The sequence below is a fragment of the Streptomyces sp. RK62 genome (assembly GCF_018070255.1).
Taxonomy (GTDB): domain Bacteria; phylum Actinomycetota; class Actinomycetes; order Streptomycetales; family Streptomycetaceae; genus Streptomyces; species Streptomyces nigra.
Genome location: NZ_JAGPYD010000002.1, coordinates 443,254 through 468,327 on the forward strand (window position 1 = coordinate 443,254; position 25,074 = coordinate 468,327).

The following is a 25,074-nucleotide window of genomic DNA, read 5'->3' on the forward strand; positions in this document are numbered from 1 at the left end:
GTCGGCGTATTGGGGAGCGTCCTGAACACGCTCCCTGGTGGTCGTGAGTGACCGGCGCTGGCTCCCCCTTCTCGCCGCCACTCGGCGCGTCGATGCGCCCCCTGTGCGCCGGCTCGATCCTGCGGCGGTCCGAGGAATTCCAGCACAGTGCAGGATCTCCAACAAGGCCCGTAGGTCGAGCCGTGACATACGTGACACCGCGTGAGTGGGGGATTACCTGCCGTGCAGCCTTATTCGCCCCAGACCGGACATAATTCCGCGAGTCGCTTTCGCGGGAAGGGTGTCCCAGTCGCCATGATCAGGAGCGGAATGGTGGGTTCAGGGGGCGATTGTCCGTTTCCCCGACCCTCCGGGCTGGTCTGAATTGCCCGCTTTATACATCCGAGCGTGAGCAAACTCACACCCAGATCAAGTGGTCTTCACGACTTCTCCGGGAACCGGATGTTTAGCCTGGCGCTTTACAAGAGGGATGTTTCTGCCCACCCGCGTCCGGACGCAGGCCCCGTCGGGCCCGTATCCGGGCGCTTCGTCACGACAGGACTCGTAAGACCGTGAAGACGACGATGATCCACACCATAGCCAACCCGCGGCGCACGAAGCTGGCCCACCTCGACAGCGCCGACGAACTGCACATCCCCGAGCAGCCGGAGCACTCCCTCGACCTCCCCGCTCAGACCGCCAACCCCAAGCGCACCATCCTCCAGGAACTCCCCGCGACCACCGTCGCCGGTTAGTACGGGTGGTGACCGCCGGTCGTTCACACCCGGACGACCGCCCCGCGGAGGGATCCGCCACACGGCCCCGGCGTCCGCGCCGCTCGCGCGAGGCGCGGACGCCTCACCGCGCTAGCCTGGAGCGTCAGACTCCAGCCGGCTCAAGTGAGGGGCGCAGGATCCCGTGCGCATCGCCAGATTCTCCATCGACGGGAACGTCGCCTTCGGCGCGGTCGAGGGCGACAGGCCGGACGAACTCGTCCTCGACATCATCAAGGGCATCCCGTTCACGGACTTCGAGCTCTCCGGCACGAAGGTGCCGCTGAGCAAGGTCAGGCTGCTGCCGCCGGTGCTCCCCAACAAGGTCGTGGCCTTCGGCCGCAACTACGCCGAGCACGCCCGTGAACTCGGCAACGAGGTGCCGGACGCCCCGTTCGCCTTCTTCAAGCCCTCCACGTCCGTGATCGGCCCCGGCGACGAGATCCAGTACCCGTCCTTCACCGAGGACCTCCACCACGAGGCGGAACTCGCCGTCGTCATCGGCCGGCTGTGCCGCGAGGTCCCGCGCGAACGCGTCAAGGACGTGATCTTCGGCTACACCTGCGCAAACGACGTCACCGCGCGGGACGTCCAGAAGCGCGAGAAGCAGTGGGCCCGGGCCAAGGGCTTCGACACCTCCTGCCCGCTCGGCCCCTGGGTGGAGACCGGCCTGGACGTCGAGACGGCGTCCGACCTGACGATCCAGCTCACGGTCAACGGCGAACAGCGCCAGCTCGGCCGCACCAGCGAGATGATCCACTCCATCGAGGACCTGGTCGTCAACATCTCCGAGGCCATGACGCTGCTCCCCGGCGACGTCATCCTCACGGGCACCCCGGCCGGGGTCGGCCCCCTGCACGTCGGCGACGAGGTCGCCGTCACCATCGAAGGCATCGGCACTCTCACCAACAAGGTTGTCAAGCGTGGCTAGCGCACCTGTACGCGTCCGTTTCTGCCCCTCACCCACCGGTAATCCCCATGTGGGCCTGGTCCGCACCGCCCTGTTCAACTGGGCGTTCGCCAAGCACCACGGCGGCACCCTGGTCTTCCGCATCGAGGACACCGACGCGGCCCGCGACTCCGAGGAGTCGTACGAACAGCTGCTGGACGCCATGCGCTGGCTGGGCTTCGACTGGGACGAGGGCCCCGAGGTCGGCGGCCCGCACGCGCCGTACCGCCAGTCGCAGCGCATGGACATCTACCAGGACGTCGCGGCCAAGCTCCTCGACGGCGGCTACGCGTACCACTGCTACTGCTCCCAGGAGGAGCTGGACACCCGCCGCGAGGCCGCCCGCGCCGCCGGCAAGCCGTCCGGCTACGACGGGCACTGCCGCGAGCTGACCGACGCCCAGGTCGAGGAGTACAAGGCCCAGGGCCGCACGCCGATCGTCCGCTTCCGGATGCCCGACGAGCCGATCACCTTCACCGACCTGGTCCGCGGCGAGATCACCTACCTCCCGGAGAACGTCCCGGACTACGGCATCGTCCGTGCCAACGGCGCCCCGCTGTACACGCTGGTCAATCCGGTCGACGACGCCCTGATGGAGATCACCCACGTCCTGCGCGGCGAGGACCTGCTCTCCTCCACGCCCCGTCAGATCGCCCTCTACAAGGCGCTCGCCGACCTGGGCGTCGCCAAGCGGACCCCGGCCTTCGGCCACCTGCCGTACGTGATGGGCGAGGGCAACAAGAAGCTCTCCAAGCGCGACCCGCAGGCCTCGCTGAACCTGTATCGCGAGCGCGGCTTCCTGCCCGAGGGCCTGCTCAACTACCTCTCGCTGCTCGGCTGGTCGCTCTCCGCCGACCAAGACATCTTCAGCATCGACGAGATGGTCGCGGCCTTCGAGATCGAGGACGTCAACCCGAACCCGGCCCGCTTCGACCTGAAGAAGTGCGAGGCGATCAACGCCGACCACATCCGGCTGCTCGACGTGAAGGACTTCGCCGAGCGCTGCCGCCCGTGGCTCCAGGCGCCCCACGCCCCCTGGGCCCCGGAGGCGTTCGACGAGGCGAAGTGGCAGGCGATCGCCCCGCACGCGCAGACCCGCCTCAAGGTCCTCTCCGAGATCACCGACAACGTCGACTTCCTGTTCCTGCCGGAGCCGGTCTTCGACGAGGCGTCCTGGACCAAGGCCATGAAGGAGGGCTCCGACGCCCTGCTGCGCACCGCCCGCGAGAAGCTGGAGGCCGCCGACTGGTCCTCCGCCGAGTCGCTGAAGGAGGCCGTCCTGGCCGCCGGCGAGGCCCACGGCCTCAAGCTCGGCAAGGCCCAGGCCCCGGTCCGCGTCGCCGTCACCGGCCGCACGGTCGGCCTGCCGCTCTTCGAGTCCCTCGAGGTGCTGGGCAAGGACCGGACGCTGGCCCGGATCGACGCGGCGCTCGCGAAGCTGACCGCGGCCTGATCCCCGCGCGCCCGTGAGGGGCGGCACCCGCGTCGCGCGGGTGCCGCCCCTTCGTCGTCGGCGATGTCAGTGGCCCCCGCTACGGTCGTCCCACCAAGTCCTTGATCAGGAAGGCGCGTCCGTCATGCCGATGTCCCCTCGCGACTACACCTGGCTGTTCACGCCGGGCAGCACGTTCAGCCACCCCTCCGGGACCACCGGTGTGATCCATGTGGCCGACGGCGGCGAGCTGGACCTGCCCACCGGCCGGGTCGTCGCCTGCGACCCCTTCGTCTACCTCGGCACCGGAGACATAGAGCCGTTCACGGTCACCGTCGCCCCCGGCCGCTACCGCGTCGAGGCCGCCGTCGCCACCCTCACCCGCCCTGACGAGGCCCCGTCCGACCGCCCCCACCGCCGGGTGGCGGCGGCCCGCCTGGTCGTCCGCGACGAACCCACCGTGAGCTGGGAGTTGGCGCTGCGCCCCGGCCAGGACCCGGCCGACCTGGGGGACGACGAGTTCTACGGCTACGGCGTCGACGCCGGCACCGGCTGCTTCTACGACGCCGCGGCCGAGCAGGGCTTCCCGGAGGCGCAGGAGGACGAGGGGCCGCTGTGGGACGCCTTCGAGGACAGCGACTGGTCCGAGGGGCCCCACCTGATCAGGTCCCCCGGCACCGGGCACACCCTGGCCGCCTTCACCTCGGGCTGGGGCGACGGCGCCTACCCCACCTGGACGGGCCGCGGCGCCGACGGCGAGGTCACCTGCTTCGTCACCGACTTCTTCGTGGCCCCGGCCCCCTCCGAGGCCCTGGTCTGACGGCCGGGCGGCGGACCCCCGGACACGCCCCGGTGCCGCGCGCTACCGTCGGATCATGAGCATTCGCGCCGTGGTCTGGGACGTCGACGACACCCTCTTCGACTACACCACGGCCGACCGCGCCGGCATGCGCGCGCACCTGGCGGCCGAGGGACTGCTCGAGCGGTACGGCAGCGCCGAGCGGGCCCTGACCCGCTGGCGTGAGATCACCGAGGCCCAGTGGGCGCGCTTCTCCGCGGGCGATGTGACCTTCCAGACACAGCGCCGCGACCGGGTGCGGGTCTTCCTCGGCGAGGAGCTGACCGACGCCGGGGCCGACGCCTGGTTCGACCGGTACGTGGCGCACTACGAGACGGCGTGGGCGCTGTTCCCGGACGTGCTGCCGGTGCTGGACGCCCTCGCCGCCAGCCACCGGCACGCGGTCCTGTCGAACTCGAGCCTGCACGTCCAGGACCGCAAGCTGCGGGTGCTGGGCGTCCACGACCGCTTCGAGGCCATCCTGTGCGCGGCCGAGCTGGGCGTGTCCAAGCCGGAGGCCGGCGCCTTCCTCGCCGCCTGCACCGCCCTGGGGCTCGCGCCGCACCAGGTGGCCTACGTCGGCGACCATCCGCGCATCGACGGGCGGGGGGCCGCGGACGCCGGGCTGCTGTCGGTGTGGATCGACCGTGACGGTGTGTACACCGGCGATGACATGGTCTCCGGGCCCCACCGGATCGCCTCGCTCGCCGAACTCCCGGCGCTCCTCGGCACCGATACCCGTTTTGGAGCCCGGCCCACGTTCAGGTAATGTTCTTCCTGCGCCGCCGGGGAGCGGGCCGAAAGGCCGGGACCCGGGGGAGCGAACTAGAACAAGAACCCCTCCGGGGCTTGCGTTCCAGTGGCCTATGGTGTAATTGGCAGCACGACTGATTCTGGTTCAGTTAGTCTTGGTTCGAGTCCAGGTAGGCCAGCTCGCAGAGCTCATCTGCGCCGCGGAAACCAATCCGCAAAGCCCCCGTTGTGTAGCGGCCTAGCACGCTGCCCTCTCAAGGCAGTAGCGCCGGTTCGAATCCGGTCGGGGGTACAGATCCTTCCCGCGAGGACGGCTCGGGTAGCTCCCACCGACCTCGATGCAGGATCGCTAGGGCCCCCGTTGTGTAGCGGCCTAGCACGCCGCCCTCTCAAGGCGGTAGCGCCGGTTCGAATCCGGTCGGGGGTACAAACTGGTCTAAACCACATTGGTCTATGGTGTAATTGGCAGCACGACTGATTCTGGTTCAGTTAGTCTTGGTTCGAGTCCAGGTAGACCAGCTCGGATCTGCGGAAACGTATGATCCTCGCCCCCGTTGTGTAGCGGCCTAGCACGCCGCCCTCTCAAGGCGGTAGCGCCGGTTCGAATCCGGTCGGGGGTACAGCGAGAAGGCCCTCCGCTTCGGCGGGGGGCCTTCGTCGTGGTGTGGTCCGCGTGCCCCGGCCGGGTGTCACGGGTCACGCGAAGCCGTAGCGCCGCGCGGACTCCTCCTCCTGGGCCAGCCGGTGCAGGGCCTGCAGCATCGGCTCGACGAGCACCGCGCCCAGGACTGCCGTCTCGACCTTCTCCGCCTCCGACGCGTGGGTCTCCACGAAGTCCAGGTCGAGGACGGCCGCCCCGTGCATCAACCGCGCGTAGGACAGCAGGAGTTGAGGGTCCCAGTCGTAGCCGAGGCGGCGCAGCGCCGCCAGCGCCACGACCAGGGAGCGGTAGGCCGGCGAGATCGTCACCAGCGCCTGCGCGTTGGTCCAGCCCAGGTCCGCCAGCAGCCGGTCCGCGGTCTCATGGGCGCCCCGGACGTGCTCGTCGTCCTCGTCCGGCTCGGGCACCTGGGGCAGGGCCCAGAGGGCGGCGCCCATGCGGATGGTCCGGGGCAGGCCGTCGTCGTCGACGTGCCCGAGCACCTCCCGGACGGTCGCCACCGGCAGCCGTCCCACCTGGATCAGCGCGCGCACCAGACGCAGCCGGCGCAGATGCTCCTCGTCGTACTCGGCGGTGCGGGCGTTGATCTGGCGGCCGGGGCTCAACAGGCCCTCGCGCAGGTAGTACTTGATCGTCGCGATGGGCACGCCACTGCGCTCACTCAGCTCCGCCAGCCGCATCTCTTGCGCCTCCCCTTGGACAGTGCCACTATCCAACCACCGAACAGAAGGATAGTGCCGCTATCCGATGAGGGGACCAGGGGGCGACATGTTCGCGAAGCCGGTGCTGGGGCGTACGACCGCCGACACCGAGGGCGATGTGGTGGTGCTGCTCATCGGCATGCGGATCAACCACTTCTGGGCGGTGCACCAGTGGCTCCCGGTCATGCTGGCGATGTTCCGCATGCTGGCGGAACTCGCGCGGGACACCGACCGGGGGCTGCTGGGGCGGGTGCTCCTGACGGCCTCGCCGCGGACGTACTACGTCGTCCAGTACTGGGAGTCCAAGGAGAAGCTCTACGCGTACGCCGCCGCGCCGGACATGTTCCACCACAAGGTGTGGGGCATCGTCCATCGCAAGGAACGGGCCGGCAAGGCCCGTGGGCACGTGGGGATCTGGCACGAGGCGTACGTCGTGCCGGAGGGGTCGTACGAGTCCATCTACGGGGACATGCCGGCCTTCGGGCTCGCGGCCGCGCACGGGCAGGTGCCGGTGGAGCGGCGCGGCCGGTCCGCGAAGGACCGCTTCGCCCACCGCTCGGAGAGCGCGAGTTCCTGACTCGGAGAGCGGGAGCTCTCAACTGGGGGAGCGCGCACTCCTGAAAAGGTCGTGCCGTCGGTCCGGGATCCGCCGCGGCGTTGAGGCGGATCGTGGACCGACGGCGTACGTACGTCGTCGCCGGCGGGGTCAGCCCGTGCGGCGCAGCGCCTCGGAGAGGCGGGAGGCGGCGTCGATCACAGCCTGGGCGTGCATACGGCCCGGGTGGCGCGTGAGGCGCTCGATGGGGCCGGAGACCGACACGGCGGCCACCACGCGGTTCGACGGGCCGCGCACCGGCGCGGAGACGGATGCGACGCCCGGCTCGCGCTCGCCGATCGACTGGGCCCAGCCGCGGCGCCGTACGCCGGAGAGGGCGGTGGCCGTGAAACGGGCGCCCTGCAGGCCCCGGTGCAGCCGCTCCGGCTCCTCCCAGGCCATCAGGATCTGCGCGGACGAACCGGCCTTCATCGTCAGCGTCGAGCCGACCGGGACCGTGTCCCGCAGGCCGGACAGCCGCTCCGCCGCGGCGACGCAGATGCGCATGTCGCCCTGGCGGCGGTAGAGCTGGGCGCTCTCGCCCGTGACGTCCCGCAGATGCGTGAGGACGGGGCCGGCCGTCGCGAGGAGACGGTCCTCACCCGCCGCCGCTGCCAGTTCCGCGAGCCGGGGGCCGAGAATGAAACGGCCCTGCATGTCGCGCGCCACCAGCCGGTGGTGTTCCAATGCCACGGCCAGCCGGTGTGCCGTGGGTCGTGCGAGTCCGGTGGCCGAGACGAGTCCCGCGAGGGTGGCCGGTCCGGACTCCAGGGCGCTCAGGACAAGGGCTGCCTTGTCCAGGACGCCGACGCCGCTACTGTTGTCCATGAAACGATACTCGCGTCTCACTCTGTGAAACGCAAGTTCAATTTCTCGTGGAACACGCCACTCTGGATGTCACGAAGGCACAGCGGCCCGTGGACCAGAACGGGCCTGGCGGCGGACGCCCGGAAGCAGGGGCGCGGGCGGCGGTCGCCTTCTCAAGATCTCTAGTTGGGCCGGTGGACCGTAGACCGGCCGAAGGGAAAGCGATGGGTAGGACACTCGCGGAGAAGGTCTGGGACGACCACGTCGTCCGGCGCGCCGAGGGCGAGCCCGACCTCCTCTTCATCGATCTGCACCTGCTGCACGAGGTGACCAGCCCGCAGGCCTTCGACGGCCTGCGCAAGACCGGTCGCCGGGTGCGCCGGCTCGACCTCACCATCGCGACCGAGGATCACAACACCCCGACCCTCGACATCGACAAGCCCATCGCGGACCCCGTCTCCCGTGTCCAGCTGGAGACCCTGCGCAAGAACGCCGCCGAGTTCGGCGTCCGGCTGCACCCGCTGGGCGACGTCGAGCAGGGCGTCGTCCACGTCGTCGGCCCGCAGCTGGGTCTGACCCAGCCCGGCATGACCGTGGTCTGCGGCGACTCGCACACCTCCACGCACGGCGCGTTCGGCGGCCTGGCGTTCGGTATCGGCACCTCCCAGGTGGAGCATGTGCTGGCCACCCAGACGCTGCCGATGGCCCGCCCGAAGACCATGGCCATCACGGTCGACGGCGAGCTGCCCGAGGGGGTCACCGCCAAGGACCTGATCCTCGCGATCATCGCGCGGATCGGCACCGGAGGCGGCCAGGGCTACGTCCTGGAGTACCGCGGCTCCGCCATCGAGAAGCTCTCGATGGAGGCCCGGATGACCATCTGCAACATGTCGATCGAGGCCGGCGCCCGCGCGGGCATGATCGCCCCCGACCAGACCACCTTCGACTACCTCGAGGGCCGCCCGCACGCGCCCAAGGGTGAGGACTGGGACGCCGCCGTCGCGTACTGGAAGACGCTGCGGACCGACGACGACGCCGAGTTCGACGCCGAGGTCGTCATCGACGCCTCCGAGCTGTCGCCGTTCGTCACCTGGGGCACCAACCCCGGCCAGGGCGCGCCGCTTTCGGCGTCCGTCCCCGACCCGGCTTCGTACGAAGACGCTTCGGAGCGCCTGGCCGCCGAAAAGGCCCTGGAGTACATGGGGTTGGAGGCCGGCCAGCCGCTGCGCTCCATCAAGGTGGACACCGTCTTCGTAGGCTCCTGCACCAACGGCCGCATCGAGGACCTGCGCGCCGCCGCCGAGCTGGTCAAGGGCCGCAAAGTCGCCGACGGCGTACGGATGCTGGTCGTCCCCGGTTCCGCGCGGGTCGGTCTGCAGGCCGTCTCGGAGGGCCTGGACGTCGTCTTCAAGGAGGCCGGCGCCGAGTGGCGGCACGCGGGCTGCTCGATGTGCCTGGGCATGAACCCCGACCAGCTCGCCCCCGGCGAGCGCTCGGCGTCCACGTCCAACCGCAACTTCGAGGGCCGGCAGGGCAAGGGCGGACGGACGCACCTGGTGTCGCCGCAGGTCGCGGCGGCCACCGCGGTCCTGGGCCACCTGGCCTCCCCGGCCGACCTGTCCGACGCCGAGACCCGTACGCCCGCTGGAGTCTGATCAGTCATGGAAGCATTCACCAAGCACACCGGCCGGGCCGTCCCGCTGCGCCGCTCCAACGTCGACACCGACCAGATCATCCCTGCTCACTGGCTCAAGAAGGTGACCCGGGACGGTTTCGAGGACGGGCTGTTCGAGGCCTGGCGCAAGGACCCGGAGTTCGTGCTCAACCGCCCCGAGCGCGAAGGCGCCACGGTGCTGGTGGCCGGCCCCGACTTCGGCACCGGCTCCTCCCGTGAGCACGCCGTGTGGGCGCTGCAGAACTACGGCTTCAAGGCCGTGATCTCGTCCCGCTTCGCCGACATCTTCCGCGGCAACTCGCTGAAGAACGGCCTGCTCACGGTCGTGCTGGAGCAGAAGATCGTGGACGCGCTGTGGGAGCTCACCGAGAAGGACCCCACGGCTGAGGTCACTGTGGACCTCGAGGCACGTGAGGTGCGTGCCGAGGGCATCACCGCCGCCTTCGAGCTGGACGAGAACTCCCGCTGGCGGCTGCTGAACGGCCTCGACGACATCTCGATCACCCTGCAGAACGAGCCCGACATCGCGGCCTACGAGGCGAAGCGGCCGTCGTTCAAGCCGCGCACCCTGCAGGACTGAGCCGCCGGGCCGCGCAAGACGACTTTCGGCCACCCCAACACACCCGCGGTACCCCCGATCGGCCCGATCGGGGGTACCGCCATGTCTGCACCCGAACGGCCCTGCCCGTCCGCCACGCCCGGCACAACACCCCACGTTAAGAAGGGTGTTGCCGGGGTACGCGAGTGGTGCCACCGCGGCTTCCGCAAGTGCCCGGAAGGCCAACTGAGGCCGGAGTTGCACCCCTGGCAGGCGACAACTCGCCCCAGATGGCACAATCTGTGCATGGAACACGACGGCCAACTCGAGCTCTATGCGGCGGTCGCGGACCAACTCAAGGAAGCGCACGCGAGCGTGCGCGCACTGCAAGTCCCGGAGGGCGTACGGATGGCGCTGACCCGGAAGCTGCTGGTCATTACGGCCGCGGCCAAGCACGACGTCGCCGAAGCGGCAAGGCGTCTGGAGCGGTTCGTCGCGGACCTCGACGCGGGGCGATTCCCCGAAGAGGAACGCTGAGAACACCTTCGAGGCAGTCGAGTCTGTTGCGGCACAAGGGTGATTAGCCCGTTTCGTGTTTGATTTGCGGTATATATCTGCCTAACGTGCGAAAAAGCTTGAACACATTCGTTCTGGCGATGTCTCCGAAGGGGAAGACGTGAACAAGGCGCAGCTCGTAGAAGCGATTGCCGACAAGATGGGCGGCCGCCAGCAGGCCGCCGATGCTGTCGACCACGTACTGGACGCCATCGTCCGCGCCGTCGTGGCGGGGGAGCGGGTGTCGGTCACCGGCTTCGGTTCGTTCGAGAAGGTCGACCGCCCGGCCCGGTACGCCCGCAACCCTCAGACGGGCGAGCGGGTTCGGGTCAAGAAGACCTCGGTTCCCCGCTTCCGCGCCGGTCAGGGCTTCAAGGACCTGGTGAGCGGCTCGAAGAAGCTGCCGCGCGGCGGAGAGGTCTCCGTGAAGAAGGCGCCCAAGGGCAGCCTGACCGGCGGTGCCTCGGCCACGGTCAAGAAGGCCGCCGCGAAGAAGACCACCAAGGCCGCCGCGAAGAAGACCACGGGCGCCGCCAAGAAGACGACGGCGAAGAAGACCACGGCGACCGCGAAGAAGACGGCCGCGAAGAAGGCGCCCGCGAAGAAGACGACGACGGCCGCCGCGAAGAAGACGACGGCGAAGAAGACCACCGCGACCGCGAAGAAGACGGCCGCGAAGAAGGCTCCGGCCAAGAAGGCCACCGCCAAGAAGGCGCCCGCCAAGAAGTCGACGGCTCGCAAGACCACCGCCAAGGCGACCGCCCGCAAGAGGTAGAACCGCAGGGGCACTCACGCGCCGGGCCGGACTCCGCAGGGAGTCCGGCCCGCGGCGTTTCCGGGCCCCGTCAGAACGTCCGGGAGCGTCAAAGGCCCGGGAGCGTCAGAAGGTCTGGAGCGTCACCAGCGTCACGCGCAGCGAACCCCCGTCGCCCTCCGTCTCGATGCGGACCCGCTGCCCAGGGCGCAGCAGCCGCAGGCCGCCCGCGTCGAAGGCCGGGGCGTCGAAGGGGACCGGCGTGCCGTCGTCCAGCAGCACACTGCCGGAGCGGGTGTCGGCGTCGTAGGTGTATGCGGTGGCCTGCATGTTCGCAGCCTATGCGCTCTGCCGGGGGGCCGCGAGGGGGTGTTAGCCGGGACGCGGGGGGCGTCCCCGCGTCCGCTACGGGCCGTCGGTGAGCAGCCGTGCCGCCGCCCGGGCCGTGCGCGGGCCGACGCCCAGCGCCAGGGCGGCCCGCAGGTCCGCGCCGGTGTCCACGTCCTGGCGTACCGAGTCCACATCGTGGAGGCGCAGTTCCCGTGCTCCCGAGGCGCGGTGCCGGGCGCGCGAGTTCTCGCCGAACTCCGGCAGCAGCGCGTTTCCCGGCGCCGCCGTCAGCAGCGTCGTACCGATATCCGCGGTGTCCGGGAGAAAGGCGCGGGGGAATTCCGCCGCCGCGTCCAGGACCCGGGTCAATTCCAGCGGGCGCAGGGCCGGGAGGTCGGCGTTCAGCGCGGCCACGGCTCCGTCGGGGCGGGTGGACCGTACGAACGCCGCGGCGTGGGCCAGCGCCGCGTTGAGACCGCCGCGCGGCTCGTCGGGGACGATGTGGGCGCCGAGCAGCGCCAGCTCGCGGCCGGCCAGCACATCGTCCGTGACGACGGCCACATCCTTCACCGCCGAGCAGGCCAGGGCCGCGGCGACGGTGTCCTGGGCGAAGGCGAGGGCCAGCCCCGGGCGCAGGGCGTCGGCCGCGGTGTCCGACAGCCTGCTCTTCGCCCGTGCCAAGGGCTTCAGGGGTACGACCAAGGTCCACTGCACCGGTGTTCCGCCCCTCTCTCGTCGTCGGTCATTGTCGCCCAGCCGTCGCCGGGGGCGTCCGGCGGCCGGTGCCGGGGCGGCGGGCGGAGCGCTGTGGAGGGGTGGGGGCGCGCAACAGGCGGGCGTAGTGTTCTCGACAGACCGGCGGCCTGGGGCGACACTTGTGCGGCCCCCCGGCCCGATGTCGTTGATTCCTAGAGGAAGGTGTCCGCGTGCCCCGCCGCAGAATCGGCTTCTGGTACCGCTTCGCCGCGGTGCTCTGCAAACCGCCGCTGGTGGTTCTGATCAAGCGGGACTGGCGTGGAATGGAGCACATTCCGGCCGAGGGCGGATTTATCACCGCGGTGAACCACAATTCCCACGTGGATCCCTTCGCGTACGCGCACTTTCAGTACAACACCGGCAGGGTTCCGCGATTCCTCGCGAAGAGCGGCCTTTTCAAGAAGGGATTCGTCGGCGCCGCGATGCGTGGCACCGGTCAGATCCCCGTCTACCGGGAGACCACGGACGCGCTGAGCGCCTTCCGCGCCGCGATCGACGCCGTGGAGCGCGGCGAATGCGTGGCCTTCTATCCGGAGGGCACCCTCACCCGCGACCCGGAGCTGTGGCCCATGACCGGCAAGACCGGTGCCGCGCGGGTCGCCCTGCAGACCAAGTGCCCGGTGATCCCGGTCGCGCAGTGGGGCGCCAACGAACTGCTGCCGCCGTACGCCAAGAAGCCGCACCTGTTCCCGCGCAAGACGCACCGCGTGCTCGCCGGACCCCCGGTCGACCTCTCGGCGTTCTACGACCAGGAGATGACCCCCGAGGTGCTGAAGGAGGCGACCGAGGTCATCATGGCCGCGATCACCCGCCAGCTCGAGGAGATCCGCGGGGAGAAGGCGCCCGACGTGCCCTACGACCCGCGTCGCGAGCGCATCGAGCAGCGCCGCAGGACCACCGCGCAGAACAGCCGGGCTCAGGGGGAGCAGGCCGAGCAGGAGGAGGGGCAGGGCACGTGAGCAAGCCCGTCAAGGCGGCCGTCATGGGCACCGGATCGTGGGGCACCGCCTTCGGGATGGTCCTCGCCGACGCCGGCTGCGAGGTGACCCTCTGGGCCCGGCGTGCCGGACTGGCCGACGCGGTCAACTCCACCCGGACCAACCCGGACTACCTCCCCGGCGTCGAACTGCCCCGCAGTTTGCGGGCCACCACGGACGCCGCCGAGGCCACCCGGGACGCCGACTTCACCGTCCTCGCCGTCCCTTCGCAGACCCTGCGCGCCAACCTCGCCGACTGGACGCCGCTGCTCGCCCCGGGCACCGTCCTCGTCTCCCTGATGAAGGGCGTCGAACTCGGCTCCGCGATGCGGATGAGCGAGGTCATCGAGGACGTCGCCAAGGTCGGCCCGGACCGGATCGCCGTCGTCACCGGACCCAACCTGGCGCGCGAGATCGCCGCGCGGATGCCCGCCGCCGCGGTCGTCGCCTGCACCGACGAGGCGGTCGCCCAGAAGCTCCAGACCCACTCCCACACGCCGTACTTCCGCCCGTACACCAACACCGACGTGGTCGGGTGCGAGCTGGGCGGTGCCGTGAAGAACGTCATCGGTCTCGCCGTCGGCATCGCGGACGGCATGGGCCTCGGTGACAACGCCAAGGGCTCGCTCATCACGCGCGGGCTCGCCGAGACCACCCGGCTCGGGATGGCGCTGGGCGCCGACCCGCTGACCTTCGCGGGACTCGCGGGCCTCGGCGACCTGGTGGCCACCTGCTCCTCGCCGCTGTCGCGCAACCACACCTTCGGTACCAACCTCGGCAAGGGCATGACCCTGCAGGAGACCATCGCGGTCACCAAGCAGACCGCCGAGGGCGTCAAGTCCTGCGAGTCCGTGCTGGATCTGGCCCGCCGGCACAAAGTGGACATGCCCATCACGGAGACGGTCGTCGGCATCGTCCACGAGGGCAAGCCGCCCGTCGTCGCCCTGAAGGAGCTGATGTCGCGCAGCGCGAAGCCCGAGCGGCGCTGAGCGACCGGTTCCGCTTGAGCCACCCTTTCGGGGCAGCCCTCGAACCGCCACCCGTCAACGGACGCTGACTCGGCCCCGTACCACCGGGTACTCTCATCGCGATATGAGCACCGAGAACCTCCCCCAGAGCCCCGACCGGCCGGCGCGCAAGCCGCGGGTGGCCGTCGTCTTCGGCGGACGCAGCTCCGAGCACGGCATCTCCGCGGTCACCGCGGGGGCCGTGCTGCGCGCGATCGACCGGACCACGTACGACGTCCTGCCGATCGGCATCACGCAGAGCGGCCGCTGGGTGCTCACCGCCGACGATCCGGACCGTATGGCGATCACCGAGCGCCGTACGCCCAGCGTCGACCAGCTCGCCGAGTCCCACGACGGCGGTGTGGTGCTGCCCGTCGACCCGGCCAACCGCGAAGTCGTCTACAGCGAGCCCGGTTCGGTGCCCAAGGCGCTGGGCGAGATCGACGTCGTCTTCCCGGTGCTGCACGGCCCCTACGGCGAGGACGGCACCCTGCAGGGGCTGCTGGAGCTCTCCGGTGTGCCGTACGTGGGTTCGGGTGTGCTCGCCTCGGCCGTCGGCCAGGACAAGGAGTACATGAAGCGGGTGTTCACGTCGTTCGGGCTCAAGGTGGGCCCGTACGTGGTGATCCGGCCGCGCGAGTGGGAGCAGGACGAGTCCGCCGCCCGCAAGAAGATCATCGACCTCGCCGGCGACCACGGCTGGCCGCTGTTCGTGAAGCCCGCGCGCGCGGGCTCCTCCATCGGCATCACCAAGGTCGACGACCTGTCCGGGCTGGACGAGGCGATCGCCGAGGCGCGGCGGCACGACCCGAAGATCCTCGTGGAGGCGGCCCTGCGCGGCCGGGAGATCGAGTGCGGGGTGCTGGAGTTCGAGGACGGCCCGCGGGCCTCCGTCCCCGCCGAGATCCCGCCGCCGGACGCCCACGCGTACTACGACTTCGAGGCCAAGTACATCGACTCGACGCCCGGCATCGTCCCGGCGCCGCTGACGGCCGAGGAGACGGACGAGGTGCGGCGCCTGGCGGTGGAGGCCTTCGAGGCGGCCTCGTGCGAGGGCCTGGTGCGGGCGGACTTCTTCCTCACCGAGGACGGCGAGTTCGTGATCAACGAGATCAACACGATGCCCGGCTTCACGCCCATCTCGATGTACCCGCAGATGTGGCAGGCGAGCGGCGTCGAATATCCGGAGCTGATCGACCGGCTCATCAAGGCGGCCCTGCGGCGCTCCACGGGGCTGCGCTAGCAGACATCCGGGCGGGGGCTCAGTCGGCGATCCCTTCGGGGATCGCCTTCTTGATGGCCGGGGCCAGATCGATCAGCACGCCCGAACTGTCCCGGCCCTCGGGCACGTCGACCTCGACGTACACCCGGCGCAGGGCCGAGGTGAACCGGTACCCGCCGTCGTCGCGCTTCTCCATCAGCCAGCGGACGCCTTCCACGCCGCCGGGCACCGCGTCGGGGTCATGGCCCTCGGCCACCTTCGGGTCCAGCATCTTGGGCGGCCGTTCCACACCGCACCGCAGTATGATCGCCGGGTCCCCCCAGCCCGCGGTCAACGCGGACGCGGGCGAGGGATCGTCACGGTCCGCCCCGTCCACCTCGGCCGGCAGCACCTTGTCGAGGTTCCGGCACAGTCCCGTGGCTTTCGCACCGGTACTGGGAACCGCCGCCGAGGCACCGCCGTCTGCTGAGGAGCAGCCCGCGGCGGTGATGAGCACGGCGAGTGCGGGCAGCCCGAGGACGACGGGGCGCCGATGACGGAAAGAGTTCACCGGCCAAGGGTAGACGGGGGCTAGAGATGGACGACGGGGCAGGTCAGGGTGCGGGTGATGCCGTCCACCTGCTGGACCTTGGCGACCACCATGCGGCCGAGGTCGTCGACGGTGTCGGCCTGGGCGCGCACGATGACGTCGTACGGTCCCGTCACGTCCTCGGCCTGGATGACTCCAGGGAGTTTGCCGATGGTCTCGGCGACGGTCGACGCCTTGCCGACCTCGGTCTGGATCAGGATGTACGCCTGTACCACGGAACCTCCAGGGCGGCCACGAGGATCATGTGGGGAAAAGGAACGCCACGGTATCGCGTCGCCGCTCGCCGCGGGGAGACCTGCGAGGGCCGGGGCTTGCGCGCCGGGGTGCGCGCACGGCAGAAGGTGACGTGCACCTCGACCGTAACGAGGGCAGCAGGGACGCGCGACCGGGTGCGAACAGGGACAGAAGGGGCGTAAGGGCAATGAAGGGCACTGTTGGTGAGCTAGGGGAGTTCGGGCTCATCAGGGAGCTCACCTCCCGTCTCACCACCACCCCGGCGGTCCGGGTCGGCCCCGGCGACGACGCCGCGGTGGTGGCCGCCCCCGACCGCAGGGTGGTCGCCAGCACCGACATCCTCGTCGAGGGCCGGCACTTCCGCCGCGACTGGTCCACCGCCTACGACGTCGGCCGCAAGGCCGCCGCCCAGAACCTCGCGGACATCGCCGCCATGGGGGCGGTGCCGACCGCGCTGCTGCTCGGCCTGGTCGTGCCGGCCGAACTCCCGGTGACCTGGGCGAGCGAGCTGATGGACGGACTGCGCGACGAGTGCCAGGTCGCGGGCGCCTCGGTGGTCGGCGGCGACGTCGTCCGCGGCGACTCCATCACCGTGTCCATCACCGCGCTCGGCGATCTGCGCAACCAGGAGCCCGTCACCCGCGGCGGCGCCCAGCCCGGCGACCTCGTCGCCGTGACCGGCTGGCTGGGCTGGTCCGCCGCCGGGTACGCCGTGCTCTCCCGGGGGTTCCGCTCGCCCCGAGCCTTCGTGGAGGCGCACCGGCGCCCCGAGCCGCCGTACCACGCGGGTCCGGCAGCCGCAGGGCTCGGCGCGACCGCCATGTGCGACGTCAGCGACGGACTGATCGCCGACCTCGGGCACATCGCCGAGGCCAGCAAGGTGCGCATCGACATCCGCTCGGGCGCCATCGACATCCCCACCCAGATGAACGACATCGGGCAAGCCGTCGGCGTCGACCCCATGCAGTGGGTGCTGACCGGGGGAGAGGACCACGCGATCGTGGCGACCTTCCCGCCCGACGTGAAGCTCCCGGCCCGCTGGAAGGTCATCGGCGAGGTCCTCAACCCCTCGGCGCTGCCGCACGTCACGGTCGACGGGGCGCCCTGGACCCGCAAGGGCGGCTGGGACCACTTCGGAGGGGACATCGAGTCGTGATACCGGGCGTACTCACCGTGGCCGGCTCCGACTCCGGCGGCGGGGCGGGCATCCAGGCCGACCTGAAGACGATGCTGGCGCTCGGCGTGCACGGCATGAGCGTGATCACCGCCGTCACCGCGCAGAACTCGATCGGCGTCCAAGGGGCCTGGGAGCTGCCCGTCGAGGCGGTCCGCGCCCAGTACCGCAGCGTCGTCGACGACATCGGCGTACGGGCCGTGAAGACCGGGATGCTGTCCTCGGCCGAACTCGTCGAGACGGTCGCCGAGTTGATCGCCGGGACGGACGCGCCGTCCGTCGTCGACCCGGTCGGGGTGTCCAAGCACGGGGACGCGCTGCTCGCCCCGTCCGCGCTCGACTCCGTCCGCACCGCGCTGCTGCCGGTGGCGACCGTGGCCACGCCCAACCTCGACGAGGTGGCGCACCTCACCGGGGTGCGTGTCGAGTCGGAGGACGACCTGAGGCGGGCGGCGGAGGCCGTGCTGGCGTACGGGCCGCGCTGGGTCGTGATCAAGGGCGGCCATCTCGCCGGGGACGCCGTGGACCTGCTCACGGACGGCTCGCAGGAGCACTGGCTGCGCGCCCCGCGCCACGACAACCGGCACACCCACGGCACCGGCTGCACCCTCGCCTCCGCGATCGCCTCGCAGCTCGCCAAGGGGCAGACCGTGCCCGAGGCGGTCATGGCCGCCAAGGAGTACGTCACCGGGGCGATCGCCGCCGGGTTCGCCCTCGGCGCCGGGATCGGGCCCGTGCACCACGGCTGGAACCTCGGCTAGCGATCGGACATGCGAAAAGCCGGCCCACCCGAGGGTGGACCGGCTGTTTGCAGCGAACCAGCAGTGGCCGCGCGCTCAGCTGTGGGCGTCAGCGCGAGACCTTGCCGGCCTTGATGCACGAGGTGCAGGCGTTCACGCGCTTCGGCGTCCCGCCGACCACGGTACGCACGCGCTGGATGTTCGGGTTCCAGCGACGGGGCGTACGGCGGTGCGAGTGCGAGATGTTGTTGCCGAAGCCCGGCCCCTTGCCGCAGACGTCGCAGTTGGCAGCCACGGGTCACTCCAAAGACTTCAGATGCACTTACGGTTGATCCCGGCAGGCCGGGATCGAGATCGTAGGATCAGAGATCTGAGTGGCGTTGCCAGGGGAATGGCCCGATCGGATCGGGCAACCGGAGCAGCATACAACGGCTGCGCCAGTACAACGAAACTACCATGGCTGCGAGGGGGGCGGTCCCGGGCCACCTCCGGCGGGCCCCGGCCCTGGGTCTACGCTGCGTCCCGTTCCAGCAGTCCGAGGAGGCGCAGGTGGCGCAGGTGCCGCAGACATTCTTCGATGCTCTCGCGGTGCGCACCTGGTGCGGCCTCGCGCTGGAGTCGCTGGGCCGGGCGCGCGAGGAGATCGACGCGATCAACGTCTATCCCGTCGCCGACGGGGACACCGGCACGAACCTCTATCTGACCGTGGAGTCCGCGGTCGCGGCCGTGGAGGCCGTCTTCACCGCCTACGACGTGGGCAAGCCCACACTCGCCGACGCGGTCCGCGCCATGGCGCACGGCGCCCTGATCGGGGCGCGCGGCAACTCCGGGACGATCCTCGCCCAGCTGCTGCGCGGCATGGCCCAGGTACTCGCCGACGAGGGAGACACGGCCCACACCGACGGCACCGGGCTGCGGCTGGCGCTGCGGACCGCCGCCGACTCCGCCCGCCAGGCCGTGGCCCACCCCGTCGAGGGCACCGTCCTCACGGTGGCCTCCGCAGCCGCCGACGCGGCCGGCGCGGCGACCGGCGACGACTGCGGCGCGATCGCCCGGGCCGCTTTCGAGGGAGCGCGCGCGGCGCTCGCCGCGACCCCCGGACAGCTGGCCGCCCTGGAGCGCGCCGGGGTGGTCGACGCCGGCGGACGCGGACTGGTCGCCGTCCTGGGCGCGCTGGTCGAGACGTTCACCGGCGAGGCGGCGCCCGTCGTCCCCGGGGCGTCCGCGCGCGTACGCCCCGGACCGGGGGACGGACCGGTGGGCGCCGAGGACTGCGCCGACGGGCCCGGCGCGGGCGGCCCCGCCTTCGAGGTCATCTATCTGCTGGAGGCCGAGGACGCCGCCGTGGCCCGGCTCCGGGACCGCCTCGACGGGCTCGGTGACTCCCTCGTGGTCGTCGGCGGGGACGGCCTGTGGAACGTGCACGTCCATGTCGACGACGCGGGCGCCGCCGTGGAGGCCGGCGTGGAGGCCGGACGGCCGTACCGGATCCGGATCACCCACTTCGGGGCCGGCGACGCGCACAGCACCGGCGAGCGAACGCCCCGCGAACGCGTCCAGCGGGCCGTCGTCGCCGTCGTGCCCGGCGAGGGCCTGGCCGGGCTGTACGGCGAGGCCGGCGCGACCACCGTGCTCGCCCGCCCCGGTGAGCCCCCGGCCAGCGGGGAGCTCGTGGAGGCCGTACGGCGGGCCCACGCGCGCGAGGTCGTGCTGCTCCCCAACGACGCCGATCTGCGGCACACCGCCGCCGCGGCCGCCGAGCAGGCCCGCGCCGAGGGCATCCGGGTGGCGCTGATCCCCACCCGCTCCGCCGTCCAGGGCATCGCGGCGCTCGCCGTGCACGAGCCGGAGCGCCGCTTCGACGAGGACGTCGTCTCGATGACCTCCGCGGCCGGCGCGACCCGGCACGCCGAGGTCGCCGTCGCCGAGCACCGGTCCTGGACCTCCGCCGGCATCTGCCAGGCCGGGGACGTCCTCGGCCTCATCGACGGCGACGTGGCCGTGATCGGCGCCGACGTCACCGCCGTCGCGGAGACCGTCCTCGACCGCATGCTCGCCGCCGGCGGCGAACTCGTCACCCTGGTCCTCGGCGACGAGGCGCCCGGGACGATCGCCGCACACCTGGAGGACCGGGTGCGCGAGGCGTACCTCGCCGTCGACACGGTGGTCTACCGGGGCGGCCGGCAGGGAGCGCTCCTGCTCATCGGCGTGGAGTGACCTGAGGGTCAGCCGCCGTCCCGCTCCTGTTCCTCGACGACCTGGAGCATCTGTTCGGCCTCGGCCCGGCGCTGCCGGACCGTCTCGTCGCGGGGGTCGGCGTCCTCGTAGGCGGAGAGGACGGCACGCGCGTGTGCCGCCGCCTCGGCGAGGCGGCTCAGGTCGGCCTGGAGCCAGCCGGCGGCGAGTTCGGCGCCGGTACGGCCGTGCAGGGCGTCCTCGCCGAGGGAGGCGAACACCGCGACGGCCCGGGCCATCTGGGCCAGGGCCTCCTCCATCGCCGTACGGATCGAGTCGTCCTCCGCGTCCTCGGCCGCCGAGCGCGCCAGGAGGTCGCCGAACTGGCGGTGCGTCTGGCCGAGTTCGGCCACCAGCCGCTGCCGCGCCTCCTCGTCGGCCGCCTCGTCCAGCGCCGCCGTGCACTCCTCGACCGCGCCCGCCATCAGCTCGGCGGCCCGCGCGCCGCCGCCGTCCTCCACGCGCAGCGCCAGCCACGCGCGGGCGCGCAGGGAACGGACCAGGCCGTGCACGTTGCCCAGGGAGCGCCACAGCTCACCCGCGCGCGTGTAGGCCCGGTCGGCCTCCGTGTGCAGCCCCGCGTGGCCCAGCGACTCGGCGGCCAGGTGCGCCAGCGTCGCGTGGTCGTGCTGCTCGGGCCACTCCCGGGCGATCGCGGCCGCCTGCAGCCGCCGTTCCGCCGCGTCCCGGTGGTCGCCGAGCTCGCTCAGACAGTCCCCGAGCCACCACAGCGTCTGGACGACCGCCCCGTCGCCGTGCGTCTCGGCGGACAGGTCGGGCAGTGCCGACTCCAGCACCTCCGCCGCCTCGGCGAAACGTTGCTGCCGTACCAGGAACCCGCCGAGCTGGTGCCGGGCCCACGCGCCGAGCGTGCGGCTCTCGCCCGCCTCGTCGGCCCAGTGCGCCGCCTCCAGGGCGTGCTCCGCGGCCTCCTCGGAGACGCCGGTGCCGCCCAGCACCTCGGCCAGCTGCAGATGCAGCTGGGCCCGCCCGGTCGCCTCCAGATACGGCCCGCCGTGCTGCAGGGCGGCCCGCAGCGCCCGCTCGGCGCGGGCCGTGTCGCCGAGATGGTGGGCGAGACCGGCCAGCCGGGCCTCGTACTCCACCGCGAACCACGGCAGCCCCGCCCCGACGAACTCGCCCGAGGCCCGCGCGAACAGCTCGGCGGCCCCCTCCACGTCACCGGTCAGCGCCGCCAGCTCGGCCAGCATCGCCCGGGCCTCCGCGACCCGCGCGAGCAGCCGTACGTCGTCCCCGGTGCGCCCCGAGACGAACGCCAGCACCTCGCGGACGGCGGACTCGGCGGCGGACAGGGCGGTGGCCTCGGTGCCCTCCTCGGCCTCGTGGACCCGGCGCATCAGGATCCGCGCCCGGCTCATCAGGACGGCCGCCGTCTGCCGCACACCCGTGCCGTCCTCGGCGTACAGCGCGAGGACCTGGTCGTACAGGGCGCCGATCGCGTCGAGGGCCGCGGACACCTCGCCGGTGAGCGCGCGGACGTACGCCCCACGCGCGCGGGCCGCCAGCGCCTCGCCCGGATCGCCCGCCTCCGCGTACAGCGCGGCGGCCTCCTCGAACAGCGGGACGCCCTCGGGGCCCAGATCCATCGCCCGGTGGTCGGCGATCTCCGCCCGGTCCGGCGCGTCCAGCTCGACGCCCTCGGCGGCCCGGGACACCGCCGCCCACGCCTCGATGGCACTGGGCCGCAGGGTGTCCGACAGCCGTCGGGCCTCGGCGAGCAGCTCGGGCAGTCCGGGCGCCTCGTCCGTGGCCTCGGGGGCGGGCGCGACGGGGGCCGCCGACGCCGCCGACGCCGGGCGGTTCGCCGTCCGCACGCCCAGCGGCAGCCGCTCCACCAGCGGGCGCTGCGCCATCCGCTGTACGGCCCGCTCGCTCGTGTACGACGTGCCGTTGCGCTCGTCGAAGCGCGCGGCCAGCGCGAGGGCCTCCTCGCGCGCGTGGACGGCCAGTTCACACGCGGTCCACGTGCGGTCCGCCGGCCCCGGCACGCGCTGCCCGCCCAGCCCCAGCTCGGTCAGCCGGTCCATGAGCAGGGCCACCGCCGCCATGAAGTCCAGCCTGCTGCGCGGCTGCCCGTCGTCCGTGAAGTACGCCGGGCGCTCCGCCAGCAGCTCCAGACCACGTGCCTCGTTGCCGGTCAGCGCGCAGAACTCCACATGGTCCGCGTACGCGCCCCGCATGCTCTCCATCGGCCGTACCAGCCGGAAGCCCCGCAGATGGTTGGCGCGGGCCTCGTCCACCCGGCCCAGACGCAGCAGCGGCGCCAGGGAGGACGCGAGCACGGTGTGCGGCTCGTGGGCGCAGGAGTACTCGCCGTCCAGGACCGGCCGCCACAGCCGGACCGCCTCCGCGTCCCGGCCCCGCACCGCCTGCCACCAGCCCTGACCGTGCAGCTCGCACGCGTGGCAGTCGGCCATGGAGTCCCGGTCGGCGGCCAGCCACGCCGCGTACGCACGCTCCGCCCGCTCCAGGTCGCCGACGTGCGCGGCGACGCTGAACTCGGCGCTGCGCACCGCCCGCTCGGAGTGCCCGGCGAGCCGGTAGCGGTGCTCCATCTCGCCGAGCCACTTCTCGATCGAGGCGAGCGGGATGTGCGGCTGGTCGAGCATCCCGGCCGACATCCACTTGAAGACCCAGTGCAGGCTGTGCGTCTCGTACTCGTCGAAGTCCTCGGGCCGCTCGTCCCACATGCGCAGCAGCCGCGCGAACGGGACGAACATCTTCGCCTTCTCGGAGCTGTAGTTGTAGACCTTCAGCTGGTGCCCGAGCGCCTCGATCACGGCGAGCGGTTCGCCCAGCCGCTCCGCCTCGGCGAGCAGCTGCTCCGCGCGCGCGTTGCGGGCCGGGCCCTCCGGCTGCTCGCCGTTCTCCGCCATCGCCCGGCGCAGCGCGTCGAAGTCGGTGATCTCCGTCATCAGCGGTCCCCCTCGCCGTTCGTGGCCCACTCCAGCAGGCCGATGAAGGCCCGGTTCAGCAGCGCCGAGTCCGCGGGCCTGAGCGGGCGCTGCGCCATCAGCAGTGCCTGCCCGTACAGGGACTCCACGGCGGTGCCGATCAGTTCCGGCTCGCCGAGCGAACCGATCCGGCGGATCAGCGGGCTGAGGTGGTTCAGCACCAGACGCGCGCGGGGCGCCTCGCCGCGCAGCGAGCCGAGGATGCCCGCCCACAGGTCGTCGGCCTCCTCCTCGGCCTGCGCGCGGGCCTGCTCGTGCCGGGCCGCCCGGTCGTCCAGGTGCAGCGCGGGCACCGACAGCGGATGGAAGGCGCGCAGCACCACATCGCAGCCCAGCGGGTCCAGCTTCGCCCGCGCGGCGGCCAGAAAGCCCGCCAGGGCCAGCTCCACCGCCGGGTCCACCGCGTCCAGATGCGCGGTCACGGTCTCCGCGTCCAGCTCGGCGACGACCGTGCCCGGCCGCACCGACGGCAGCGCCTCGACCAGCTCGCTGTCGTACGTGTAGCCGCCGTTGATCACCCCGACGCCCTGCGCGGACGCGATCGGCGCCACCTGGCGGTACTCCTCGACGGTCCGCGTGAAGTGCACGACCGGGTGCCGGCGCGCGAACTCCTCCAGGGACAGCCGGCCGTCCGTCGTCTCGAACGGCAGCCACGGCAGCATCGTCCGCAGCATCTCCCGGTCGTGGCGCGCCAGGGACTTCACCCCCAGGTGGTGCACCGCGAGGAACGCCGCCAGCCGCTCCGGATCACCGGCCGCGAGACCCGTCAGCCAGGACCGGATCCGTTCCCCCAGCGCCTCCCGCACCGCCGCCAGCGTCTCGTCCTCGTACAGCGCCTCGCGCGACGCCGTCGGCCGCAGACTGTCGGTGTCCAGGACGCACCGCACGAAGAACGCCCAGTCGGGCAGGAGCTGTTCGGCGCGCTCGGTCAGCAGCATGCCCTTGAGGTGCACGCGATGGCCCGCCCGCTGCGCCGGGCTCACCGCCGACGGCAGCACGTACGCCACCCCGCGGATCCCCGCGAGCGGCACGTCCAGCTCGATCGCGTCCAGCGGTGTGAAGCCGAACAGGTCGTGGCAGTGCCGCCCGAGGGCCACCCGCCGGGCGGCGGGGGAGGGGTACGGCCGGTCCCAGGGCGCCGGCAGATCGGTGACCGCCTCCTCGCCGACCCGCACGTCGTACGGCAGCAGCGAGCCGAAGTCCCGCGCCAGCGCCAGCACCCGGTCCTCCGCCAGCCACTCGGCGGCGCCGGCCCGCGCCACCAGGTGCACGGTCGTGCCGGGCTCGGGACGCGCGTCGTCCGGCAGGGTGCGCACGGTGTACGAACCGTCGTCGGCCGCCGTCCACTCCACGGGCGCCGCGTCCGGGGTGCGCGCGCTGCGGCTGACCACCCGGATCCGCTCGGCGACCACGAAGCAGGCCAGCAGCCCGATGCCGAACTGCCCGAGGAAGTCCGACCGCGTCTCCTGAAGTCCCTCCGCCCGCTTGGAGCTGCGCCCGATCGTCGCGAGGAGGTCGTGCACGTCCGCCTCGGTCAGCCCGACCCCGGAGTCCTCGACGCGCAGCGCGTCCGGCTCGGCGAACAGCCGCACCAGCGCGGGCGCGTCCGGCTCCGCGGCACGCCGGGCCGTGATGGCGTCGACCGCGTTCTGCAGCAGTTCGCGCAGGTAGACCTTCGGACTGGAGTAGAGGTGGTGGGAGAGCAGATCCACCAGACCGCGCAGGTCGACCTGGAAGGTGTGAGGAGACGGGGAGGGAAGGGAGGGCTGGGATGACTGAGAGGTCTGTGAGTCCATCGTCGCAGCGCCGGTGGGGGGAGGGGCGA

Annotated in this window: 25 protein-coding genes and 5 tRNA genes; 21 read left to right on the forward strand and 9 right to left on the reverse strand. The window is 71.8% G+C overall.

Features of this window, described 5'->3' with window-relative positions; all coding sequences use genetic code 11:
- Positions 1–551 precede the first annotated feature (551 nt).
- The 10 genes from KBY32_RS05725 to KBY32_RS05770 all read left to right on the forward strand — a co-directional run bounded on the left by KBY32_RS05725 (position 552) and on the right by KBY32_RS05770 (position 5,344).
- Positions 552–734, forward strand: coding sequence for a hypothetical protein (locus KBY32_RS05725; RefSeq protein ID WP_055623339.1), 183 nt, complete (start codon positions 552–554; stop codon positions 732–734).
- A gap of 163 nt (positions 735–897) precedes the next feature.
- The gene (locus KBY32_RS05730; protein ID WP_055623338.1) at positions 898–1,683 is read left to right on the forward strand and encodes a fumarylacetoacetate hydrolase family protein; all 786 of its coding nucleotides are present in this window, start codon (positions 898–900) and stop codon (positions 1,681–1,683) included.
- Positions 1,667–3,154: a glutamate--tRNA ligase gene (gltX, locus tag KBY32_RS05735; protein ID WP_210979089.1), complete on the forward strand. Its 1,488-nt coding sequence runs from the start codon at positions 1,667–1,669 to the stop codon at positions 3,152–3,154. The genes KBY32_RS05730 and gltX overlap by 17 nt, the downstream gene beginning before the upstream one ends.
- 124 nt (positions 3,155–3,278) lie before the next feature.
- The gene (locus KBY32_RS05740) at positions 3,279–3,953 is read left to right on the forward strand and encodes a DUF4241 domain-containing protein (protein WP_210979090.1); all 675 of its coding nucleotides are present in this window, start codon (positions 3,279–3,281) and stop codon (positions 3,951–3,953) included.
- A gap of 55 nt (positions 3,954–4,008) precedes the next feature.
- Complete coding sequence (locus tag KBY32_RS05745) at positions 4,009–4,740, forward strand: HAD family hydrolase (RefSeq protein ID WP_210979091.1); 732 nt, start codon at positions 4,009–4,011, stop codon at positions 4,738–4,740.
- Positions 4,741–4,831: 91 nt separating this feature from the next.
- Positions 4,832–4,903 (forward strand) — tRNA-Gln (locus tag KBY32_RS05750).
- 40 nt (positions 4,904–4,943) lie between these two features.
- Positions 4,944–5,016 (forward strand) — tRNA-Glu (locus KBY32_RS05755).
- 62 nt (positions 5,017–5,078) lie between these two features.
- Positions 5,079–5,151: transfer RNA gene (locus tag KBY32_RS05760), tRNA-Glu, on the forward strand.
- Between the two features lie 20 nt (positions 5,152–5,171).
- Positions 5,172–5,243: transfer RNA gene (locus KBY32_RS05765), tRNA-Gln, on the forward strand.
- A gap of 28 nt (positions 5,244–5,271) precedes the next feature.
- Positions 5,272–5,344 (forward strand) — tRNA-Glu (locus KBY32_RS05770).
- A gap of 76 nt (positions 5,345–5,420) precedes the next feature.
- Here the strand turns inward: KBY32_RS05770 and KBY32_RS05775 are convergent.
- The gene (locus tag KBY32_RS05775) at positions 5,421–6,065 is read right to left on the reverse strand and encodes a MerR family transcriptional regulator (protein ID WP_115507918.1); all 645 of its coding nucleotides are present in this window, start codon (positions 6,063–6,065) and stop codon (positions 5,421–5,423) included.
- A gap of 88 nt (positions 6,066–6,153) precedes the next feature.
- Here KBY32_RS05775 and KBY32_RS05780 point away from each other — a divergent pair, with 88 nt between their 5' ends.
- Positions 6,154–6,663: a DUF4188 domain-containing protein gene (locus KBY32_RS05780; RefSeq protein ID WP_210979092.1), complete on the forward strand. Its 510-nt coding sequence runs from the start codon at positions 6,154–6,156 to the stop codon at positions 6,661–6,663.
- Between the two features lie 129 nt (positions 6,664–6,792).
- Here the strand turns inward: KBY32_RS05780 and ndgR are convergent, their stop codons facing one another.
- A complete protein-coding gene (ndgR, locus tag KBY32_RS05785) occupies positions 6,793–7,509 on the reverse strand; it encodes an IclR family transcriptional regulator NdgR (RefSeq protein ID WP_055623332.1) in 717 nt (238 codons plus the stop codon).
- 203 nt (positions 7,510–7,712) lie between these two features.
- Between ndgR and leuC the strand changes: the two genes are divergently transcribed.
- The 4 genes from leuC to KBY32_RS05805 all read left to right on the forward strand — a co-directional run bounded on the left by leuC (position 7,713) and on the right by KBY32_RS05805 (position 11,031).
- The gene (gene leuC / locus KBY32_RS05790) at positions 7,713–9,143 is read left to right on the forward strand and encodes a 3-isopropylmalate dehydratase large subunit (protein WP_055623331.1); all 1,431 of its coding nucleotides are present in this window, start codon (positions 7,713–7,715) and stop codon (positions 9,141–9,143) included.
- A 6-nt stretch (positions 9,144–9,149) separates the two neighbouring features.
- The gene (gene leuD / locus KBY32_RS05795; protein WP_055623330.1) at positions 9,150–9,743 is read left to right on the forward strand and encodes a 3-isopropylmalate dehydratase small subunit; all 594 of its coding nucleotides are present in this window, start codon (positions 9,150–9,152) and stop codon (positions 9,741–9,743) included.
- A gap of 264 nt (positions 9,744–10,007) precedes the next feature.
- A complete protein-coding gene (locus tag KBY32_RS05800) occupies positions 10,008–10,238 on the forward strand; it encodes a hypothetical protein (RefSeq protein WP_055623329.1) in 231 nt (76 codons plus the stop codon).
- A gap of 139 nt (positions 10,239–10,377) precedes the next feature.
- Positions 10,378–11,031 carry an HU family DNA-binding protein gene (locus KBY32_RS05805; protein WP_115507921.1) on the forward strand — a complete coding sequence of 218 codons (654 nt, stop codon included), beginning with the start codon at positions 10,378–10,380 and terminating at the stop codon, positions 11,029–11,031.
- A gap of 105 nt (positions 11,032–11,136) precedes the next feature.
- Here KBY32_RS05805 and KBY32_RS05810 read toward each other — a convergent pair whose 3' ends face one another.
- Positions 11,137–11,340 (reverse strand): hypothetical protein, encoded by a 204-nt coding sequence (locus tag KBY32_RS05810; protein ID WP_055623327.1) that lies wholly within the window; start codon positions 11,338–11,340, stop codon positions 11,137–11,139.
- A gap of 75 nt (positions 11,341–11,415) precedes the next feature.
- A complete protein-coding gene (gene cofC / locus KBY32_RS05815) occupies positions 11,416–12,054 on the reverse strand; it encodes a 2-phospho-L-lactate guanylyltransferase (protein ID WP_210979093.1) in 639 nt (212 codons plus the stop codon).
- A gap of 212 nt (positions 12,055–12,266) precedes the next feature.
- Here cofC and KBY32_RS05820 point away from each other — a divergent pair, with 212 nt between their 5' ends.
- The 3 genes from KBY32_RS05820 (at position 12,267) to KBY32_RS05830 (ending at position 15,323) form a co-directional block, all read left to right on the forward strand.
- Complete coding sequence (locus KBY32_RS05820) at positions 12,267–13,055, forward strand: 1-acyl-sn-glycerol-3-phosphate acyltransferase (RefSeq protein WP_210979094.1); 789 nt, start codon at positions 12,267–12,269, stop codon at positions 13,053–13,055.
- Positions 13,052–14,062, forward strand: coding sequence for an NAD(P)H-dependent glycerol-3-phosphate dehydrogenase (locus KBY32_RS05825; protein WP_210979095.1), 1,011 nt, complete (start codon positions 13,052–13,054; stop codon positions 14,060–14,062). Before KBY32_RS05820 ends, KBY32_RS05825 begins: the two co-directional genes overlap by 4 nt.
- Positions 14,063–14,165: 103 nt before the next feature.
- A complete protein-coding gene (locus KBY32_RS05830) occupies positions 14,166–15,323 on the forward strand; it encodes a D-alanine--D-alanine ligase family protein (protein ID WP_055623323.1) in 1,158 nt (385 codons plus the stop codon).
- Positions 15,324–15,342: 19 nt separating this feature from the next.
- Here the strand turns inward: KBY32_RS05830 and KBY32_RS05835 are convergent, their stop codons facing one another.
- Together KBY32_RS05835 and KBY32_RS05840 are read right to left on the reverse strand one after the other, a co-directional pair.
- Complete coding sequence (locus KBY32_RS05835; protein WP_055623322.1) at positions 15,343–15,852, reverse strand: DUF3515 domain-containing protein; 510 nt, start codon at positions 15,850–15,852, stop codon at positions 15,343–15,345.
- A 20-nt stretch (positions 15,853–15,872) separates the two neighbouring features.
- A complete protein-coding gene (locus KBY32_RS05840) occupies positions 15,873–16,106 on the reverse strand; it encodes an Lrp/AsnC family transcriptional regulator (protein ID WP_055623321.1) in 234 nt (77 codons plus the stop codon).
- Between the two features lie 206 nt (positions 16,107–16,312).
- On the opposite strand from KBY32_RS05840, the gene KBY32_RS05845 reads away from it, so the two are divergent.
- Positions 16,313–17,281, forward strand: coding sequence for a thiamine-phosphate kinase (locus tag KBY32_RS05845; RefSeq protein WP_210979096.1), 969 nt, complete (start codon positions 16,313–16,315; stop codon positions 17,279–17,281).
- Entirely contained in the window at positions 17,278–18,060 is a 783-nt protein-coding gene (thiD, locus tag KBY32_RS05850; RefSeq protein ID WP_210979097.1) for a bifunctional hydroxymethylpyrimidine kinase/phosphomethylpyrimidine kinase, read from the forward strand. The genes KBY32_RS05845 and thiD overlap by 4 nt, the downstream gene beginning before the upstream one ends.
- An 88-nt stretch (positions 18,061–18,148) precedes the next feature.
- Here the strand turns inward: thiD and rpmB are convergent, their stop codons facing one another.
- Positions 18,149–18,334, reverse strand: a complete 186-nt coding sequence (gene rpmB, locus KBY32_RS05855; RefSeq protein WP_004924906.1) for a 50S ribosomal protein L28 — start codon at positions 18,332–18,334, stop codon at positions 18,149–18,151.
- 254 nt (positions 18,335–18,588) lie between these two features.
- Here rpmB and KBY32_RS05860 point away from each other — a divergent pair, with 254 nt between their 5' ends.
- Positions 18,589–20,256, forward strand: a complete 1,668-nt coding sequence (locus KBY32_RS05860) for a DAK2 domain-containing protein (protein ID WP_210979098.1) — start codon at positions 18,589–18,591, stop codon at positions 20,254–20,256.
- An 8-nt stretch (positions 20,257–20,264) separates the two neighbouring features.
- Here KBY32_RS05860 and KBY32_RS05865 read toward each other — a convergent pair whose 3' ends face one another.
- Complete coding sequence (locus KBY32_RS05865) at positions 20,265–23,210, reverse strand: tetratricopeptide repeat protein (RefSeq protein WP_210979099.1); 2,946 nt, start codon at positions 23,208–23,210, stop codon at positions 20,265–20,267.
- Complete coding sequence (locus KBY32_RS05870) at positions 23,210–25,045, reverse strand: HSP90 family protein (RefSeq protein ID WP_210979100.1); 1,836 nt, start codon at positions 25,043–25,045, stop codon at positions 23,210–23,212. Before KBY32_RS05870 ends, KBY32_RS05865 begins: the two co-directional genes overlap by 1 nt.
- Positions 25,046–25,074 lie beyond the last annotated feature (29 nt).